We start from the raw sequence: 17,419 nt of genomic DNA on the forward strand, positions 1-17,419 counted from the left end.
GAGCCTACCGGCACAGACTGGTCCAGCGGTCACTCATATCGAAATGGAAGTGGTCGGCGTGTGCGTCGTTGTAATTGGGTGAAAGGACCGTTGCGAAATGATCGCATGATCCGTCACGGACCAGGCGGAGGAATTGCGCCTGCGGAGTATCGCTCTCCCAGTCTCGAAGCACGCTAATCGTGGTGCCATCGGCGAGCACGAAACCGGCGATATCGATCGCATTTGCGGAGGCATGTTCGCTCCAGGGGCCTTCATCACGGCCATAGAGACGACGGCAAGAATAGGCGCCAAGGTGCTGAATTCGAATCACTTGTGCGCTCAGTTGATGTTGGGCGGCTGGCTGCACCACGTCGCGCTCCCACAAATACATTGCCACAGCTGCGGAACAGGTGGTCGCCGGTGTATCCGGGGCTAACGGGAATGCGGTTAGCCGTGTGCGATCGGGCCGTGCGCAAGGCCCATCACCGTCTGGCGGCAACACCTCGAATTCTACCTCGCTTCGTGTGAGAACCTCTCGGCACAGCGCTGTATCGCCGCGCAGCGCGAGCAGTTTGGCCCCAGTCGCCCACCCCGGCGGATCGCGCAGGTCGAGCGGCGCCCAAGGGTTATGCTGCGGATGGTTCAAGAGCCAGCCGTGCGCGCCGACGCCAATGGCCAGGCCGATCAGCGCTGCAAGTGCTGCCCGGTCCCAGCGAAAGCGCCCGATACGACGCGAGAATAGTCTGCGTGCTTGCGGCAATTCGTCAGATCAGTAGCGCAGGATCTTCTCCGGTGTCGATCGGAAAGCCTTCTTCCTTCCAGCGCTCCATCCCGCCATCAAGCGCTACGGCACGCATGAATCCGATTTCGCGCAGGGTGGCTGCCGCCAAGGTCGAGATCCGTCCAACCTCGCAAATCGTGACGATCTCGAGGTGGGGATCGGGAAATGTCTGGTCGACCTTCATCTCCAGTTGCCCGCGCGCGAGGTGCAAAGCTCCGGGGACATGCCCTCTCTGGTATGCGTCGCGCTCGCGCACATCGAGCACCACGAAATCGTTGCGCTTCTCATCGAGGCGCGCCTTCAGGTCGCTGAGCGACATAAAGGGAATGTTGCGCGCGGCATCGCTTAGCAGCTGCCGGACAGTCTTTCCGCCCGTCATATTGGTACGCAGAGCTTCGGTAAGATGAGTCGGAGCGGCAAGGTTGAGGCTCGCCATCAGCTCGACGAACTCGCCCAGCGTGCGCGGCTTGAGCCGGCGGTTTTCCGCTTTTTCGGCCGCGATGGTAGAGCTTTCATTACCGCGATAGTCGTGGCCAGGAAAGACGAGCGTTCCTCCGGGAAGATCGAGCAACTTGCCGAACAGGCTTTCGTAGAGCTGTTCCGGATCGCCGGTGGGAAGATCACTCCGTCCCGTCCCTCCGATCAGCAGCGTATCGCCTGTGAAAACGCGGTCATGCGCGTGGAGACAGATCGAATCGCGCGTGTGTCCGGGGGTGTAGAGCACTTTCAGACGCAGGTCGCCGAGAACGAGCGAATGCCCATCTTCGACATGGAGATCGACATGCGGTGCAGGGCTATAGCGATGCATCACCACCGGTGCCTGGAAATGCTGTCCAAGGTGTTTTGCAGCGGAGAAATGATCGGCGTGCGTGTGTGTATCGATCAGATATCGAACATTCAGTCCTTCGCGGTTCATGATGCCGGTGTAGTGATCCAGCTTCGCCAGCGAGGGATCGATGATCGCTGCCTGGCAGGTCTCTTCGCAGGCAATGACGTAGGATTTGCAGCCACCATCGGTGACGGATTCGAAAAACATGCGGGTCTCCTCAGGCACAGGCTAATGGAAATCGCGCGATTTGGGAATGATCCTGACATTGCGCGGATGGCCACCATGCCAACCGCATTCGCGGTTGCTCGGAGGTGGCTCCTGCCATGGCTCCACCGGTTGATACGGATCCTCAGACCCACTGCGCAATTCGTTGCGGGGATTCACTTTTCCTTCGGGTAGCGGCGAGTTGACGTGATCCGCGCGGGCTAGTGGCGCTGAAAGCATATCGTCAGACAGTTTGTAGAGTTCATCGCTGGCATCGGTCATGTGCTGGGCGATCACATGGATCACCTCGTCGTCATATTCCACGCGCCCGCGCACTTCCATCAGCCGCGATCCCATGACCACACGGCGCTGTTTCTCCTTCAGGTCCGGCCATATGACCAGGTTCACCACCCCGGTCTCGTCTTCCAGCGTGATGAAGCACACCCCCTTGGCCGATCCGGGGCGCTGGCGGATCAGCACCACGCCCGCTACCTGCACCATCGAGCGAAACTTGCGCTCACGCAGGTCGCAGGCGCGCACGAAACCGCGCTCGGCAAGCGAGGCGCGCAGGAAGGCCATGGGATGCGCCTTCAGGCTGAGCCGGGTGGTCTGGTAATCGGCCACGACTTCCTCGGATAGCGGCATGCGCGGAAGCCGGGTCGCCTTCTCTTCTGCACCCTCGTCGCGCGCCTGCGCCGCCTGGAACAGTGGCAGCTCGGGCACGCCGATGAGGCTGCGCGCATCCCACAGGGCTTGCCTGCGCGGCAGGTTCATCGAGCCGAAGCAATCGGCGCTGGCGAGGCGCTCGATATGCGCTGGAGAGAGCTTCGCCCGGTCACGCAATTCGCGCACGTCACGGTAGGGGCCGTTTGCCTCGCGCTCGCTTACCAACAGCGCTGCGACGTGTTCGGGCAGGCCATCGACCTGGCGCAAGCCGAGGCGCAGGGCGATGTGGTTGTCCATGCGCCCTTCCCGCGTTTTACCTGCTTCGCCTAGCTCTTCCAGCGCGCTATCCCACTCGCTCTCGTTCACGTCGGCGGGCAGCACCCTGACACCATGCTCGCTCGCATCGCGCACGATCTGTGCCGGGGCATAGAAACCCATCGGCTGCGAATTGAGCAGGCCGCAAGCGAAAGCGGCGGGGAAATGGCATTTGATCCAGCTCGAAACGTAGACCAGGTGCGCGAAACTTGCTGCATGGCTTTCGGGAAAGCCGTATTCGCCGAAGCCGCGGATCTGGTTGAAGCACCGCTGCGCGAAATCGCGATCATAGCCGCGCGTCACCATCCGCTCGACCATCATGTCCTGCAGCTCGTCGACCATGCCGCGGCTGCGGAAGGTCGCCATCGCCTTGCGCAAGCGGTTGGCTTCGAGCGAATTGAACCTCGCCGCATCGAGCGCGATCTTCATCGCCTGTTCCTGGAAAATCGGCACACCCAGTGTCCGCTCCAGGATGCTCGATAGCTCATCGGGCGGCCCGTATTCGGGCGACGGCGCGGGGATCACGACCGGCTCCGCCCCGCGGCGGCGCTTGAGATAGGGATGCACCATGTCGCCCTGGATCGGGCCTGGGCGGACAATCGCCACCTGGATCACCAGATCGTAGAACTCGCGCGGCCGCAGGCGCGGCAGCATGTTCATCTGCGCGCGGCTTTCGACCTGGAACACGCCGAGCGAATCCCCCTTGCGCAACATGGCGTAGACTTCGGGGTCCTCGCGCGGGACGCTGGCCAGCGTGAGCGAGCGGTCGTGATGATCCTCCAGCAGGTCGAGGCATTTGCGGATACAGGTCAGCATCCCCAGCGCCAGCACATCGACCTTGAGGATACCGAGTGCCTCGATATCGTCCTTGTCCCACTCGATGAAACTGCGATCGGGCATCGCGCCATTGCCGATCGGAACCGTCTCGGTCAGCGCGCCTTCGGTGAGGATGAAGCCGCCGACATGCTGCGAAAGGTGGCGCGGCATGCCGATCATCTGTTCGGTGAGCTTGAGCACACGTTTGAGATGCGGATCGGTGATATCCATGCCCGTTTCGCTGACATGTGCCTCGCCGATTTCCTTGCCCCACCCACCCCACACTGTCTTGGCCAGCGCGGCGGTGACGTCCTGGCTCAGCCCCATCGCCTTGCCCACTTCTCGGATCGCCATACGCGGGCGAAAATGGATCACCGTTGCAGTCAGCCCGGCGCGGTGGCGGCCATATTTGCCATAGATGTACTGGATCACTTCCTCGCGCCGCTCGTGCTCGAAATCGACATCGATATCGGGCGGCTCCTTGCGCTCTTCGGAAATGAAACGATCGAACAGCAGGGCGTGCTTCGAGGGGTCGACCGAGGTGATGCCAAGGCAATAGCAAACCGCAGAATTGGCAGCCGAGCCGCGCCCCTGGCACAGGATAGGCGGCTCGACCTCGTAACGCGCGTAATCGACGATATCCTTGATCGTGAGGAAATAGCGCGCGAGATCGAGCTTGCAGATCAGCGCTAACTCACGCTCGATCGTGTCGAAGACATGGGACGGCACGCCTTGCGGGTAACGGTTTTCCGCGCCCCACCAGCTTTCCATCTCGAGATATTCCTGCGGCCCCATCCCGGCAGGATAAATCTCTTCCGGATATTCGTACCGCAATTCGTCGAGCGAGAAGTTGCAGGCATCGGCCACCTCACGCGCCGCCGCGATGGCATGCGGCCAGTGCTCGAACAGCTTCACCATGACTTCGGGCGGTTTCAGGTAACGCTCGCCATTGCCGTGGAGCAGATGCCCTGCCCGCGCCACCGTGGTCTTGTGACGGATCGCCGTCATCACATCCTGTAACGGGCGGCGCTCAGGCGCGTGATAATGCACGTCATTCGTAGCGAGGATCGTCAGCCCATGCGCCTTGGCCAGATTATCCAACCGGGTGATCCGGGCGATGTCGTCGCCCCGGTAGAGATAGCTCGCGGCAATATGGCGAAGTGTGGAAAGTTGCGCCATCAAGTGGGGGAGGAAATCGGCTAGAGTTCCACGGGTAATCTCGCGCATCGGTGCGCGATCCAAGCCCACCACGTTACTCTCGACTGCAACCGCAAACTCCGCTTCCAGATCATCCGGCGGAAGCAGGATCAGCTGCACATCCTCGCTATGCTCCGCCAACATGGCGAGCGAGATGTGGCACTCGCCCTTTTCCTGCCACTCGCCGTCAAGCGTCTGCATCCGTCCAGCCGAGATCAAGCGGCATAGGCGGCCGTAGGCCGAGCGGTCTTTCGGATAAGCAAGGAATGCCAGCCCTTCAACCGTTTCGATCCGGCAGCCGATGACGGGGCGCAGCTTGAGCGTACTCGCTTCGGTGTGGATGCGGACGACCCCGGCCATGCTATTCGAATCGGCGATCCCGATCGCGTCATAGCCATGCGCACGCGCTGTCATGACCAGGTCGACTGCATCGCTCGCCCCGCGCAGAAAGCTAAAACAGCTCACCAGCCCCAGCTCGACAAATGGGGCCCGTGCGGGCGGGTCGATTAGCTCGGGGTCGAGCTCGACACTCCGTTTGGGAATCTGCTGGTCGTTTTCCGGCATGTCACGCCTGCAGTTCCACGAGCCGCTCCTTCACCGCAGCAAGATCGGCATCGAACAACGCCGCTTGCTTCGCGCGCGCATCGCCATCGAGCCGGAGCAGGTAAGAAGGATGCGCGGTGATCCACAGTTCGCTTCCATCCTCAAGCGGGATAGGTGCCCCGCGCGCCTTGGAAATACTCACCGTCTTGCCGAGTATCCCGCGCGCCGCCGACGCGCCCAGCGCCAGCACCAGTCTGGGTTTCACGATCGCGCGCTCGCTTTCGGCCCACCAGCGGCAGGTATCGATTTCCTTGGCGGTGGGCGTCTGATGCAAGCGTCGCTTGCCGCGCTGGACATACTTGAAGTGCTTGACCGTATTGGTCACGTAGGCGCGCGGTCGGTCGATGCCGGCCTTCTCTAGATGTTCGTCCAGCAATTGACCGGCAGGGCCGACAAAGGGCTGGCCTGCAAGATCCTCTTGGTCGCCCGGCTGTTCGCCAACGATCATCAAAGAGGCTCTTTCCGGCCCCTCACCCATCACCGCCCGGTTATCGAGGCAGCCGATCGCGCATTTGCGGCAATCCTTGATTGCCTCTCCGATTGCCGCGAGCGTTTGCGGCCGCGCCTCAAACTCGAGCGCGCCAGCCGCCACCATCTGCGCCTCGCGCGACTGCGCCCCTGCGACAAGTTGCGGAATCAGTTCCGCCTCGGGCATGTTCTTCCAGTATTTCTTGGGCATCTCGCGCAGCATCGCGCCGACCTTCAGCCGCGCCGGATTGAAGATCGAGGCATAATACTTGCGCCACAGCTCCTCCATCGGATCGCCGCCCGGCGCATCCGAGCGCTCGGCCGGCGGGCTTTCGGACAAGGTCTCGCCGTCCCAGTGAAGGCAGCCGCGCGGTGTTAGGATCGACCAGCGCATATTCGCAAAGCGGCGGATGAAGAAACCGGCATTGGTGCGCACGATATGATGTTCGGGTTCGAACCAGGCGACATAATGCTCGCTCCGGTCATCGCCTTCCATGCGGCGGAAACGCACGAAGGCGTGCATCTTGTGGCTATCGCGCCGGACATTCTTGTCCAGTTCCTCCAGGCGCCGGACATCGAGATCGGCCTTGTCTTCCATCATCCGCGGTTTGGCCTGCAGCCGCCACAGCAGGCGATAGAGCAGCGCGAACCGTTCGGGATCGGAATGGAGCGCGGCATTGCGCGCGAGGCTGAGGAACCGCTTGTTGGCGCGAACGGGCTTCGCATCCGGCTCGGGAACGGGCATCCGACGCTCGCCCCCTGGAAAATCGGAATGCGAAAACAGGTCCCCGCTACCGCCCGGTTCGATCCAGGCGATCCGATCGGGCGGAACATCGCACTGGATCAGAGCGCGCGCGCGCTCCCGCCAGAAGCCGAAATCATCCGGCTCCGGCATATGCACCACGTAATAGGTGCCGAGCTTGACGTGCTGGAGTGCAGTCATGCGGCAAACAGCTCCAGCTGTTCCTGCTTCGGCGCGAGCAGGCCGCGCAAGTCGGCACGGTCGGTCAGCATGACCGGACGCCAATCGACGGTGCAGATGAAAGGACGCACCTTGGTGATCGATTGCGTCAGCAGCGCCACGTCATCGAGCCGCAAGGCACGGTGGCGACGGCTGGCGAGGATGCGGCGCACTGCCGTGGTCCCCAGCCCCGGCACACGCAGCAGTTCTTCCTTCGATGCGCGATTGACATCAACCGGAAATCGCTCGCGAAATTTCAGCGCCCAGGCGAGCTTGGGATCGATATCGAGCGGCAGGTTGCCGTCCGCTTCGGCCGCCTGCATCACTTCCTGCGGCTTGTAGCCATAAAACCGCATCAGCCAGTCGGACTGGTAGAGCCGGTGCTCGCGGATCAGCGGCGGGCGCTTCAATGGCAGCACCGCGCTGGCATCGGGGATCGGCGAAAAGGCGCTGTAATAGACGCGGCGCAGGCGGAAATTGCTATAGAGCTTGCTGGCCTTGCCGACGATGTCGCAATCGGTTGCTTTGTCAGCCCCGACGATCATCTGGGTCGACTGGCCTGCAGGCGCGAAGCGCGGCGCATGGCGAAAGCGCTTCTTCGCATCCTTCGCTTCGACAATGTCGGTCTTGGTCTTGGCCAGTGCGCCTTCGATCTGGCGCGCATCCTTGTCCGGCGCGAGGCGGCTTAGCCCGGCATCGGTCGGCAGTTCGACATTGATTGACACACGGTCGGCATAGAGCCCCGCTTGATAGACCAGCTGAGGATCGGCTTCGGGGATCGTTTTCAAATGGATGTAGCCGCGAAAATCATGCTCTTCGCGCAGAATTCGCGCCGTTTCGACCAATTGTTCCATCGTGAAATTCGAGCTCTTGATGATGCCCGATGAGAGGAACAATCCCTCGATGTAATTGCGCTTGTAAAAGGCTAGCGTGAGATCGGCGACCTCCTGCGGCGTGAAACGCGCGCGCCGCACGTTAGAGCTCTTGCGATTGACGCAGTAATGACAATCGAACACGCAATGGTTCGTCATCAGGATCTTGAGCAGCGAGATGCACCGGCCATCGGGCGCATAGGCGTGGCAGATGCCCATCCCCTCCGTAGAGCCGATGCCTTTTCCTCCTAGACTATTCTTTTTCGCCGTCCCGGATGACGCGCAAGACGCATCGTATTTCGCCGCATCGGCAAGAATTTCCAGCTTCTCCATGATTGTTTGCGAGCCCATATGTTCTATATATGTTCTCCTGCATGAGTCGGCTAGCCCCATTTTTAAAAGCCCGCACACTTTCAGAAACTTGCGCAGCCGAAAGAGTGTTCTCAATCCGATCTTAACTAAATCAGGCGAAGCCAAGCAGTCACCCGGTTCAGGAGCACAAGTGTGGGTCTATTTCGCGCTCAGGCACAGGCAAAGCACATCGAACGCCGATCTTCGGTGCGCTATCGTGTCGATTGCCCTGCACAGCTGCGCATGCCCATGGGCGACCGCCAAGGCTGGCTCTATGACATCTCGCAAGACGGTGCGCGCTTCACAACCAACAACCCGCCGCCAACCGGAACTTCGGGCCTACTCGAATGGGAAACCCACGAAGCCTTCGGCAAGATCATCTGGTCGAATGAAGATGGCTGCGGCATCGAGTTCGAACGCCCGATATCGCGTAACCAACTCGAGCAATTTGCATCGACCCAATCCGAACCCTCCGGGCCGGTGGCCAAGTTCGGAAACATTCCCGTAGCGCCCAAAGGTCGCCGCGGTCTGGTCTCGCGCGACTAAGGCAAAATCATCCAAAAAGTTTAGATAGCCGGAACCAATCGCGGCTCGCTGCATTCCATTTGCGCGGGCCGGGCCCCTCTGGCGAGCAAATGCTCGTGATGTCGGACGCATTTAAACGACGGGCTGGCGCGGACTTCTTCAAGCTGGTTCCACACACCCATTTCAGGCGGCACCCTTGCCGGGTGCCGGCGAGGAGAAGATAATGAAATTTCTGGCTTCTGTAGCTGCAGCGGCAATGGTCGCTACCCCGGTCATCGCGGCCGACAAGGATTGGAACTTCGGTGACGGTGAAATGCCCGAGCGTTGGTCGCTCGTGAGTAGCGACTATGCGATGTGCGACGCAGGTTTGATGCAATCACCGATCGATCTGGCTCAGGCCAAGGCTCACGGAAATCTGACCGTAGAAACCAACTATGCTTCGACAGCGGGTACGCTCGCGATTGCGGAAGAGAAGGTCCAGATCGACTTCGCTTCCGGCCTGCACATGCATTCGGGCGGCAAGACCTTCAATCTTATCCAGGTGCATTTCCATACTCCTGCCGAGCACGCGATTGACGGCGAGCGCTATCCGCTCGTGGGTCACTTCGTACACGCGACCGAAGCCGGTGAGCTTGGCGTGCTGGGTGTGATGTTCAAGGAAGGCGATGCCAACCCTGGCCTCGAAGTGCTGGTCGACAGCATGGATGAAGGCAATGGTGCAGCGCTCACGGTCGATGCTTCGAGCATGATCCCTGATGACCTCACTGTCTATCGCTACATGGGCTCGCTCACGACACCGCCTTGCAGCGAAGGCGTGAACTGGCATGTCGCACACGAAGTGCTGACTGCCAGCGCCGAGCAGATCGAAGCGCTTACCGAAGAGCTTGGGCCGACCGCTCGGTCTATCCAGCCGCTGGGTAATCGCCTGTTGGTGGGTCCCCATTCACACTGATTGAGTTCGGGCGGCCTGCAAATCCCTCCCCCCTAGGCAGGCCGCCCATATACTTGAATAATGTAATTTTTTCGGTGTTCAGCCTGCGGACATAGGTTCTTCCCCAATGGCTGTGCATGTCTATTATTCTCAGCATCATATTGATGGCAACCGGACCGCAGGCCGCCCTTGCTCAAGGCACCGAAGAGGGTGTCTTGGAAGATGAACCTGTGAAGACCGAGCAAGGCGAACGTGTCGCCTGCATTGCCGGTCAGGTGATTGTCCCGCCATTCAACAACACTCCCGCTGCGATGGACCAGTCGCGTATCGCCGCCACTGCAGTCATGCGTTCGAATGCGCGCAGCGGCAGCAAGTCGGTGCGCGTTTGCCAGACCAGCGCTGTTTCGCCTGAGATTTCAGAGCTGAAGCATGGGAACGAAGTTCCGGTCGATCCGGAGTATGAACCCGAAGACGCACCTGAGGCTGCTACCACGGACTAGGCACACAGCCCCTGCAGGAACCACTGCGGCAGGCCGCCCCTCCCGTCTCCGATCAGCCCTTGGCGATATATCCAGTATCTCCGCCCCGCTGAATCTTCGATCCGGTAGTAATCGCGCAGCCGCGCAGTGCCGCGCTCGCGCCACCATTCGGGCGCGATCCGCTCCGGTCCCTCGACCCGTACGACCTCGTGGACATTGCCGCGCCAGCGGAATTTCTGCGGATAGCCATCGGGCGTAGCATACAGCACGGCGATGGTCTCGGCATGATCGAGCAGCTTCAAAGGGCGTTCGTGAAAAGCCAATTCGCCTTGCGAAACAGGTTCCGGCTCCAACGCCTCTTTCCACTTCTGCGCGCGTTCAGGCAGATGGCTCGCAAAAGGCACCGGTCGCTGCACTGCGCCTTTCCCCAACCTGACGGACAACCGGTCGATGCAGGCCGCCAGCGACGTGCCGTGCTTCTGCGCCGAAGCCTCGATGTCCCCCTGCCCGAGCGCCAATGGCCCCGACCAACTGGCGCGCAAGCGCAGCATCTCGATCCCGAAACCGGCATCGACATCGTCCAGACGCGCAGCAAACAGGCGGCAGATATGCGCGGGATCACGCGATGCCGCCGCCAGCTCGAGCTGGCGCACCACCACCTCGCCATCGACCCGCCACAAGCCCAGTTCGAGCCGCCGAGCGCCCTCGCCCTTCCCCTCAAGCTCGCGCGCCATGTCTTCGGCGAGGTCACCCATCACCTGGTCGAGAAGCTCGCGGTGGCGGATCGGCTCCATCAAGCGGCGCTGGACCAGCGGCATTTGCTGCGGGATCACAGGCAGGAGCGGCTCGGGCACGCGTCCCAAGAGCTGGTCCATTCGCACCAGCGGGTTGGCCATGGGCGACTTGCGATTGCGGAACCGGCGGTGGAGCGCATCGCGCCCGCTGGCTTCGCTGAACCGCTCGGACAGGTCGCCCAGCGTCTTGAGGCCCAAACGCTTGAGTACCAGCAGTACGTCATCATCGAGCCGCAACGCAGCAACGGGCAGGTCCGAAAGCCGTGCCTCCATGTCGTCATTTGCTGCAAGGATGGTAGCGGGCGGGCCGTAATGCGCCAGCGCCCAGGCAGCACCGGCGGTGGGCGCGATGGCGAGACGAACCGCCAGATCGCGCGCGGTAAAGGCCTTGCCCGCATCGGACAGCAGTCTTGTCTCGCCGCCAAACAGATGCGCCACTGCCGTAACATCGACCAGCAAGCCATCGGGCGCATCCATCGCGCTCCACGGACCCCAGCGCCGGGCCCACAGTGCCAGTTTCTCAAGGAAATCGAGATCGCTCGCCGGATCATAAGTCGCGACGTCGATCTGCGGGCAGAGCGTGCGGGCATCGGCCAGCATCAGGCCCTTGCGCGCGCCGCTTGCGCGCCCGGCATCATTGGCCGCCTCGATCCGGGGGCCATGCGCAGTTTCGGCGATCAATACCAGCGGTGAGGCATCGCGGCCTTCACCGCGCCCGATACCCTCAACCTGTCGCCAGCGATCGATCGCCAGCTGCGAAAGCCAGACCGACAGGATACGCCTGCCGGGCTGCTTGGGCAGAGAGGCGCTGCGTGTCATCGCGCAGGATCCATTCTCCTTCGGTATGGGTACGGGAGCGGAACAGCTCGGCCCGCCAGCTGGGCGTACCCGGCGCAGCGGCATTCCATGGCGGCAACGGCGAGCGCTCCGAACGCACCTGCCAGCGCATGCGCGCTGAACTGAGATCGCGCGCGGCATCGTGGCGCACCAGCCAGAGCGGAACGCCATGCCTCTCCGCGGCAAGACTGAGTCGCCGCGAGGTCGTAAAGTTGAGCGCCTGGGGATTGCCCGCAAGCTCGCCGATCACACAGGCGAAGTCCTTGCATTGAAGCCCCTCTTCCAACGCGAAAAGCACATCCTCCGCTTTATCGGCCGCGACGTGGATCACACGCTCGCGCAGATCCGGCGGCAATCCCGGTCGATAAGGACGGCCATTGAGCCGGATCGATTTCTGATCCTGTACCCACAACACGCTGCGTAAATCTTCTGTCTCGTCATGCTCACCGCGCCGGACAGTGCGCAGATGATCCAGCGCGAGGGCCAGCGCCGCCCCTGCCCCGCTCGCTTCCCCCGATGGGGCCAGCACTTCGCAGTGATGTGCATCGCCTTCTTCGCATACCAGGCCGGGCTGCCAGCGGCGCGCGCACGACTGGCCCAGCCGGACAATTCCGGCCCCGATCGACGGTGGCAGGGCAATAGCAGATGGCATAATGGAACGACTCGTTTGTTCTATTTATGTTCTAATTCGCATCTAATTGCAATTCGTCTATCCCCAGCCCCCGTCCGGCGTAGGATCAGGAACGAAATCTCACTTTCATGCGTTTGAAAACCATACAAAAAGGAGAAATTCCCGAAATGAAATATGCACAAGGTAACGCCGACGAACTCAAAACCAAATTCTGGGAAGCGCTCGCTGATTCCCCGTTCCTCTTCCTCCAACGCGATGGACAGCCCGAGACAGCCGTTCCGATGACCGCGCAGTTGGATGAAGATGCCAACAGCTCGATCTGGTTCTTCACTCAGGATAAGAGCGATTTTGCCAAGCTCGGCAAGGTAACTGCAACATTCACAGGCGAAGACCATGAAATCTTTGCACGCTTCAACGGTGATCTGGCGATCGAAACCAATCCCCAGATCTTCGAAAAGCACTGGAACAACTTCGTCGAAGCTTGGTACGATGAAGGCAAGGACGATCCCGACATCTTGTTCCTGCGTATGGACCTCGGCGATGCCGAGATCTGGAGCGGAGACTTGGGTCTGCTCAACACTGCCAAGATGGCACTGGGCATGAATATCCACGAAGAAGCAGAGAAGCGCCACGTGGAGTCGGTTGACCTTTAACAGGCGATCAACCGTACGCTCACAAAAGGCCGTCCCTCATGGGGCGGCCTTTTTCTATCCGAGCAGGTTAGGGAACAGACCGAAAAGCAGCACAACGGAAACTGCAATCGGACACAGCCACGCGACAAGAAAGCGCCAAAGTACAAAAGCTCCACCCGACAGCCCGGTTTCGCGCTCGACCAACTGCCGGTCGGCGCGCCAACCAACAAACACTGCAACAAGCAGCGCAGCAAGCGGCAACATGATCTTGCCGGTAAAGCCATCGATCGTATCGAGAATGTCTGTGTTCGCGAAGATGTCCCAGAAGCCCAAAAGCCTCACGTCCGACCACACGCTGTAGCCGAGCGCACAGGCGACCCCGATCAGCCAAGCAGTCAGCCCGACCAAGATGGCTGCGCTGGGGCGCTTAAGGCCGAACGCATCGATTACCCAGGCTGTTGGTCCCTCAAGCAGCGAGATCGAGCTGGTCAGCGCGGCAAAGAAGATCAGTACGAAGAAGACAAAGCCCACCAGCGCTCCGGCAGGCATCGAGCTGAAGGCCACCGGGAGGGTCTGGAAAATCAACGCGGGGCCGGCTGCCGGATCAAGCCCCACCGCAAAGACAATCGGGAAGATCATCAGGCCTGCCAAGATCGCTACCGCGGTGTCGGCTGCCGCAATCATAGCCGCAGTAGGCGCCAGGTTCACTTCCTTGCTCACATAAGCGCCGTAAGTCAGCAGTCCGCCCGCTGCGAGGCTGAGCGAAAATAGCGCCTGACCCAGGGCCTCATTCAGAACGCCCGGAGAAAGCTTGGAGAAGTCCGGTGTGAACATGAAGGAAAGGGCGCGTCCAAAATCGCCTGTGAATGCACCGTAGATTGTCACCATCACCAGCAGCACGAAGAATGCAGGCATCAGCCATGTCGCAGCTTTCTCGATTCCGTCAGTCACACCGCTCGCCACGATCCAGATGGTGATCGCCATAAACGCGCTGTGAAGGGCGATCATACGGATCGGATCGCCGAAAAGTGCGCCCATCCTGCCCGTGATCTGCTCTTGCGTCTCGCCGTCGAAAGCCATGGCAAAAGGATCGCCAGCGAATAGTGCACCAAACCAGTCTTCGCCTGAAGCGAGAATGTAGTTCACCACCCAGCCGGCAACCACACAATAGAAGGAAAGTATAAGGAAGCCGCTCGTAATCTGGAGGGCGCCCAGGCCGCGCCAACGTTCCGAACGGCCGGAAGCCCTGGCGACATTACGGACCGATCCGATCGCATCCTCACCGCCAGCTCTTCCCAGCAAAATCTCAGACAGCACCAGCGGCGCGCCAAGCAACACAACAAAACCGATATAGACTAGGACAAACGCGCCGCCCCCGTTTTCACCGGCAAGGGTTGGAAAGCGCCAAATATTCCCGAGGCCGACAGCAGCGCCAACTGCCGCAAGAATAAATGCTGTACGCGAGGACCAACCCCCGCCCGCTGCCGCTGCACCAGCCATATCAATATCCCTCTCCTGGCCCCGCTTGCATTGCTCGGCCTTTGTACGCCTTGCTTTCTGCATCGATTCGCCTGTCCAGTCGAGCGAACAATTGCGCAAATCCCCTGCTCGTCTAAAAGCGCGCCATGTCTACGACCTTCCAGCTCGACACTTCCACCAGTAGGGCCAATCCCACGCCGCGCCCCCGCAAGCGCCTAACGGTGCCGAAGATCCGCGATCACAAGAAGGATGGCCTGACCAAGGAACCCCTGGTCATGCTGACGGCCTATACCGCTCGTCAGGCGCAATTGCTGGATGAACATTGCGACTTGCTCCTTGTTGGGGATTCGCTCGGCCAGGTGATTTACGGACTGGATTCCACGCTGCCGGTTACACTCGACATGATGATCGCGCATGGCGCCGCAGTCGTTCGCGGCAGTTATCACGCAGTCGTTGTAGTCGATATGCCGTTTGGAGCTTACGAGGCTTCGAAAGAACAAGCCTTTGAAGCGGCGTCCAAAATCATGTCGGATACCGGCTGCGCAGCGGTAAAGCTCGAAGGCGGAGAAGCAATGGCAGAAACCATTACGTTTCTGACCAATCGCGGCATTCCGGTCATGGCGCACGTGGGATTGACCCCGCAGGCAGTGAACGTCTTGGGCGGGTATGCGGCGCGTGGACGCAGCCAGGAAGAACATGAGAAGATTTTACGGGATGCCAAGTCAGTCCAGGATGCCGGGGCTTTCGCGGTCGTCGCGGAAGGTGTGGTGGAGCCGATCGCAATCTCGATGACAAAATCGTTGAAGATTCCCGTGATTGGCATCGGCGCTTCTGCAGAATGTGACGGTCAGGTGCTCGTGACGGAAGATATGCTAGGCATGTTCGAGCGCGTCCCGCGTTTCGTGAAGCGATATGAAGACATGGCTTCCGTCATATCCAAGGCTGCGGCGACCTATGCCGAAGAGGTGCGAACCCGCGCCTTTCCCGGCGAAGACCAGACATATCAGCCAAAGACCTGAAAGTAATATCCAATGGCGACGCTGCTGCGCTTCTACAAATTCTCCTTCGTTTTCACGCTTATCTGTCTCGGATTGGCGATATGGTACGGCTGGTCCAGCACCGGCTCGGTGACCGATACGCTCGGTATCTTATGGATCGTCGTTGTATTGTCAGTGCTCGAGGTCTCGCTCAGCTTCGACAACGCTGTTGTGAACGCCTCGGTCCTCAAGGAAATGAGTGATGTCTGGCAGCGCCGCTTCCTTACCTGGGGCATAGCATTCGCCGTGTTTGGCATGCGCATCGTATTCCCGCTGGCAATTGTTGCGATTGCGGCGGGGATCGGCCCGATGGAGACCATCCGCCTGTCGCTAAACGATCCGGTCGAATACGAACGCTTGGTCAGTTCTGCCCACATCGGCATCGCCGGTTTCGGTGGCGCATTTCTCGCAATGGTCGGCCTCAAGTTCTTTTTCGATATGGACAAGGAGATCCACTGGATCGCTACAATCGAGGAATTTCTGTCGAAATTTGCGGCCCTTCCCGCAGCGGAAATCGGCATCCTGCTGCTCGTCCTCTGGGGCATCTCATCAACATTGCCGCCAGACGATGCCCTGACCTTTCTTATCGCCGGGATACTCGGACTGGTGACGTTTATCGCGGTCGAAGGGATCAATGCGATGCTTGAATTGCACGAAGAAAAGCAGCGATTGACGGGAGCGGTCGTGCGTAGTGGCCTTGGCGGTTTTCTCTATCTCAACGTCCTTGACGCGAGTTTCAGCTTCGACGGCGTAATCGGTGCCTTCGCACTATCCAATAACATGGTGATCATCGCACTGGGGCTGTCGATCGGCGCGATCTTCGTGCGTTCGATGACGATCCATCTCGTCAAGCAAGGCACCCTGGCTCAATATCGCTACCTCGAAAACGGCGCTTTCTGGGCGATTATCGTGCTGGGAATGATCATGCTGGTTTCGGCCAAGGTTCATATCCCCGAGACTATCACGGGTCTCATCGGGGCGGTGTTGATTGGGCTGTCACTATGGTGGTCGATCCGGCACAACCGCAAGGAAACCTCCGCTAGCGCGGATGTGCAGCCAACCAGTTAGCGAGCGGCGCGGCCAGCATCAGCTGGAGCAGGTGATACAGCAGCACCGGCGCGATGACGAAGCCCGCAACGTTGGGCGGGAACAGAATTGCCGCCATCGGCGCGCCCACAGCGACGCTCTTTTGCGAGGCTGCGAACAGGAACGATATCCGGTCCTGCCGCGCCAGACCGAGCAATCCGCCGAAGCTCCAGGCCCCCAAGTTGGCTACAAGCAGATAGGCAATCACAAAGGCAAGCAGGGTTAACCAGGTCGCCCCGTCCAATCGCTCGACAATCCCCTGCTCCGCCGCACCCGACATTGCGACGAATACCGCTAGGGCAATAACGAACCGGTCGAGCCACACGACTTGGCTCTTGTGCTCGACAACCCAGGGTCTGAAACGCATCTGAATGACTTGCCCGATCACGAAAGGAAGCAGCAGAATCAGCCCGATCTTCACGATCACGCTCGAAAGATCTGCCGCCGCTTCACCCCCTCCGAGCAATGCAAACAAGGGCGCGGAAACTACTACGCCGATGACGTTCAGCAGCGCGGCGCCGATGACCGACAACGCAACATTGCCGCCCGCCAGTGTAGTGTAGGATGTCGCCGACTGGATCGTGGACGGCAGAGTGCCGAGGAACAGGAAGCCAAGCGCGATGAGCGGCGGCAATACTCCGCTCGCAGCATGGGATAACCCCAATCCGGCTAGCGCCATGATTCCGAAAACAAACACGGTAAGTGGCAGGAAGAAACGCCAGTTGGCGAGGCCGCGTAGGATTTCGCCGCGCGGCACGCGAATACCGTTGACGAGGAACAGGACGAATATGGCGACATTTGCAGCCTGCTGCATCGCGGCTCGCGTCTCACCGGTGACCGGCATCGCAAGCGCCAAGACCGTGACGATCACCAACAGGATGATCATCGGGTCAGACAGCAATGCCATCACTTTGCGCATGAACAGCGCCCTGCCTGCCATTGGGCA

At 60.4% G+C, this 17,419-nt stretch carries 15 protein-coding genes; 6 read left to right on the plus strand and 9 right to left on the minus strand.

What is annotated here, in order from left to right; all coding sequences use genetic code 11:
* Positions 1-4: 4 nt before the first annotated feature.
* Genes ACEWMW_RS12120 through ACEWMW_RS12140 form a run of 5 tightly spaced genes read right to left on the minus strand, consistent with a single transcriptional unit; the run spans position 5 to position 8,042 of the window.
* On the minus strand, positions 5-739 hold the full coding sequence (locus tag ACEWMW_RS12120) for an extensin-like domain-containing protein (protein WP_409414200.1): 735 nt from the start codon (positions 737-739) through the stop codon (positions 5-7).
* A gap of 4 nt (positions 740-743) precedes the next feature.
* Positions 744-1,796: an MBL fold metallo-hydrolase gene (locus ACEWMW_RS12125; protein ID WP_409414201.1), complete on the minus strand. Its 1,053-nt coding sequence runs from the start codon at positions 1,794-1,796 to the stop codon at positions 744-746.
* A gap of 21 nt (positions 1,797-1,817) precedes the next feature.
* Positions 1,818-5,351 (minus strand): error-prone DNA polymerase, encoded by a 3,534-nt coding sequence (locus ACEWMW_RS12130; protein ID WP_409414202.1) that lies wholly within the window; start codon positions 5,349-5,351, stop codon positions 1,818-1,820.
* A 1-nt stretch (position 5,352) separates the two neighbouring features.
* Positions 5,353-6,801, minus strand: coding sequence for a UdgX family uracil-DNA binding protein (locus ACEWMW_RS12135; RefSeq protein ID WP_409414203.1), 1,449 nt, complete (start codon positions 6,799-6,801; stop codon positions 5,353-5,355).
* On the minus strand, positions 6,798-8,042 hold the full coding sequence (locus tag ACEWMW_RS12140) for a putative DNA modification/repair radical SAM protein (protein ID WP_409414204.1): 1,245 nt from the start codon (positions 8,040-8,042) through the stop codon (positions 6,798-6,800). The genes ACEWMW_RS12135 and ACEWMW_RS12140 overlap by 4 nt, the downstream gene beginning before the upstream one ends.
* Before the next feature lie 153 nt (positions 8,043-8,195).
* Here ACEWMW_RS12140 and ACEWMW_RS12145 point away from each other — a divergent pair, with 153 nt between their 5' ends.
* The 3 genes from ACEWMW_RS12145 (at position 8,196) to ACEWMW_RS12155 (ending at position 9,998) form a co-directional block, all read left to right on the plus strand.
* Positions 8,196-8,588, plus strand: a complete 393-nt coding sequence (locus ACEWMW_RS12145) for a PilZ domain-containing protein (RefSeq protein ID WP_409414205.1) — start codon at positions 8,196-8,198, stop codon at positions 8,586-8,588.
* A gap of 202 nt (positions 8,589-8,790) precedes the next feature.
* The gene (locus ACEWMW_RS12150; protein WP_409414206.1) at positions 8,791-9,519 is read left to right on the plus strand and encodes a carbonic anhydrase; all 729 of its coding nucleotides are present in this window, start codon (positions 8,791-8,793) and stop codon (positions 9,517-9,519) included.
* Between the two features lie 116 nt (positions 9,520-9,635).
* On the plus strand, positions 9,636-9,998 hold the full coding sequence (locus tag ACEWMW_RS12155; RefSeq protein WP_409414207.1) for a hypothetical protein: 363 nt from the start codon (positions 9,636-9,638) through the stop codon (positions 9,996-9,998).
* On the opposite strand, the gene ACEWMW_RS12160 is transcribed toward ACEWMW_RS12155, so the two are convergent.
* Together ACEWMW_RS12160 and ACEWMW_RS12165 are read right to left on the minus strand one after the other, a co-directional pair.
* Positions 9,995-11,590: a Y-family DNA polymerase gene (locus tag ACEWMW_RS12160; protein ID WP_409414208.1), complete on the minus strand. Its 1,596-nt coding sequence runs from the start codon at positions 11,588-11,590 to the stop codon at positions 9,995-9,997. The two genes, ACEWMW_RS12155 and ACEWMW_RS12160, sit on opposite strands and share 4 nt — an antisense overlap.
* Positions 11,496-12,260 (minus strand): hypothetical protein, encoded by a 765-nt coding sequence (locus tag ACEWMW_RS12165; protein ID WP_409414209.1) that lies wholly within the window; start codon positions 12,258-12,260, stop codon positions 11,496-11,498. The genes ACEWMW_RS12160 and ACEWMW_RS12165 overlap by 95 nt, the downstream gene beginning before the upstream one ends.
* Positions 12,261-12,406: 146 nt before the next feature.
* Here ACEWMW_RS12165 and ACEWMW_RS12170 point away from each other — a divergent pair, with 146 nt between their 5' ends.
* Positions 12,407-12,892, plus strand: a complete 486-nt coding sequence (locus ACEWMW_RS12170) for a pyridoxamine 5'-phosphate oxidase family protein (protein ID WP_409414210.1) — start codon at positions 12,407-12,409, stop codon at positions 12,890-12,892.
* 54 nt (positions 12,893-12,946) lie between these two features.
* On the opposite strand, the gene ACEWMW_RS12175 is transcribed toward ACEWMW_RS12170, so the two are convergent.
* Positions 12,947-14,371 carry a sodium-dependent transporter gene (locus tag ACEWMW_RS12175; protein ID WP_409414211.1) on the minus strand — a complete coding sequence of 475 codons (1,425 nt, stop codon included), beginning with the start codon at positions 14,369-14,371 and terminating at the stop codon, positions 12,947-12,949.
* Between the two features lie 125 nt (positions 14,372-14,496).
* Between ACEWMW_RS12175 and panB the strand changes: the two genes are divergently transcribed.
* Entirely contained in the window at positions 14,497-15,369 is an 873-nt protein-coding gene (gene panB, locus ACEWMW_RS12180; RefSeq protein ID WP_409414212.1) for a 3-methyl-2-oxobutanoate hydroxymethyltransferase, read from the plus strand.
* A gap of 12 nt (positions 15,370-15,381) precedes the next feature.
* Positions 15,382-16,455, plus strand: a complete 1,074-nt coding sequence (locus ACEWMW_RS12185; protein WP_409414213.1) for a DUF475 domain-containing protein — start codon at positions 15,382-15,384, stop codon at positions 16,453-16,455.
* Here ACEWMW_RS12185 and ACEWMW_RS12190 read toward each other — a convergent pair.
* Positions 16,427-17,413 carry a bile acid:sodium symporter family protein gene (locus ACEWMW_RS12190; RefSeq protein ID WP_409414214.1) on the minus strand — a complete coding sequence of 329 codons (987 nt, stop codon included), beginning with the start codon at positions 17,411-17,413 and terminating at the stop codon, positions 16,427-16,429. The genes ACEWMW_RS12185 and ACEWMW_RS12190 overlap by 29 nt on opposite strands.
* Between the last annotated feature and the right edge of the window lie 6 nt (positions 17,414-17,419).

Source organism: Litorerythrobacter xanthomarinus, assembly GCF_046254955.1.
Lineage (GTDB): Bacteria > Pseudomonadota > Alphaproteobacteria > Sphingomonadales > Sphingomonadaceae > Qipengyuania_C.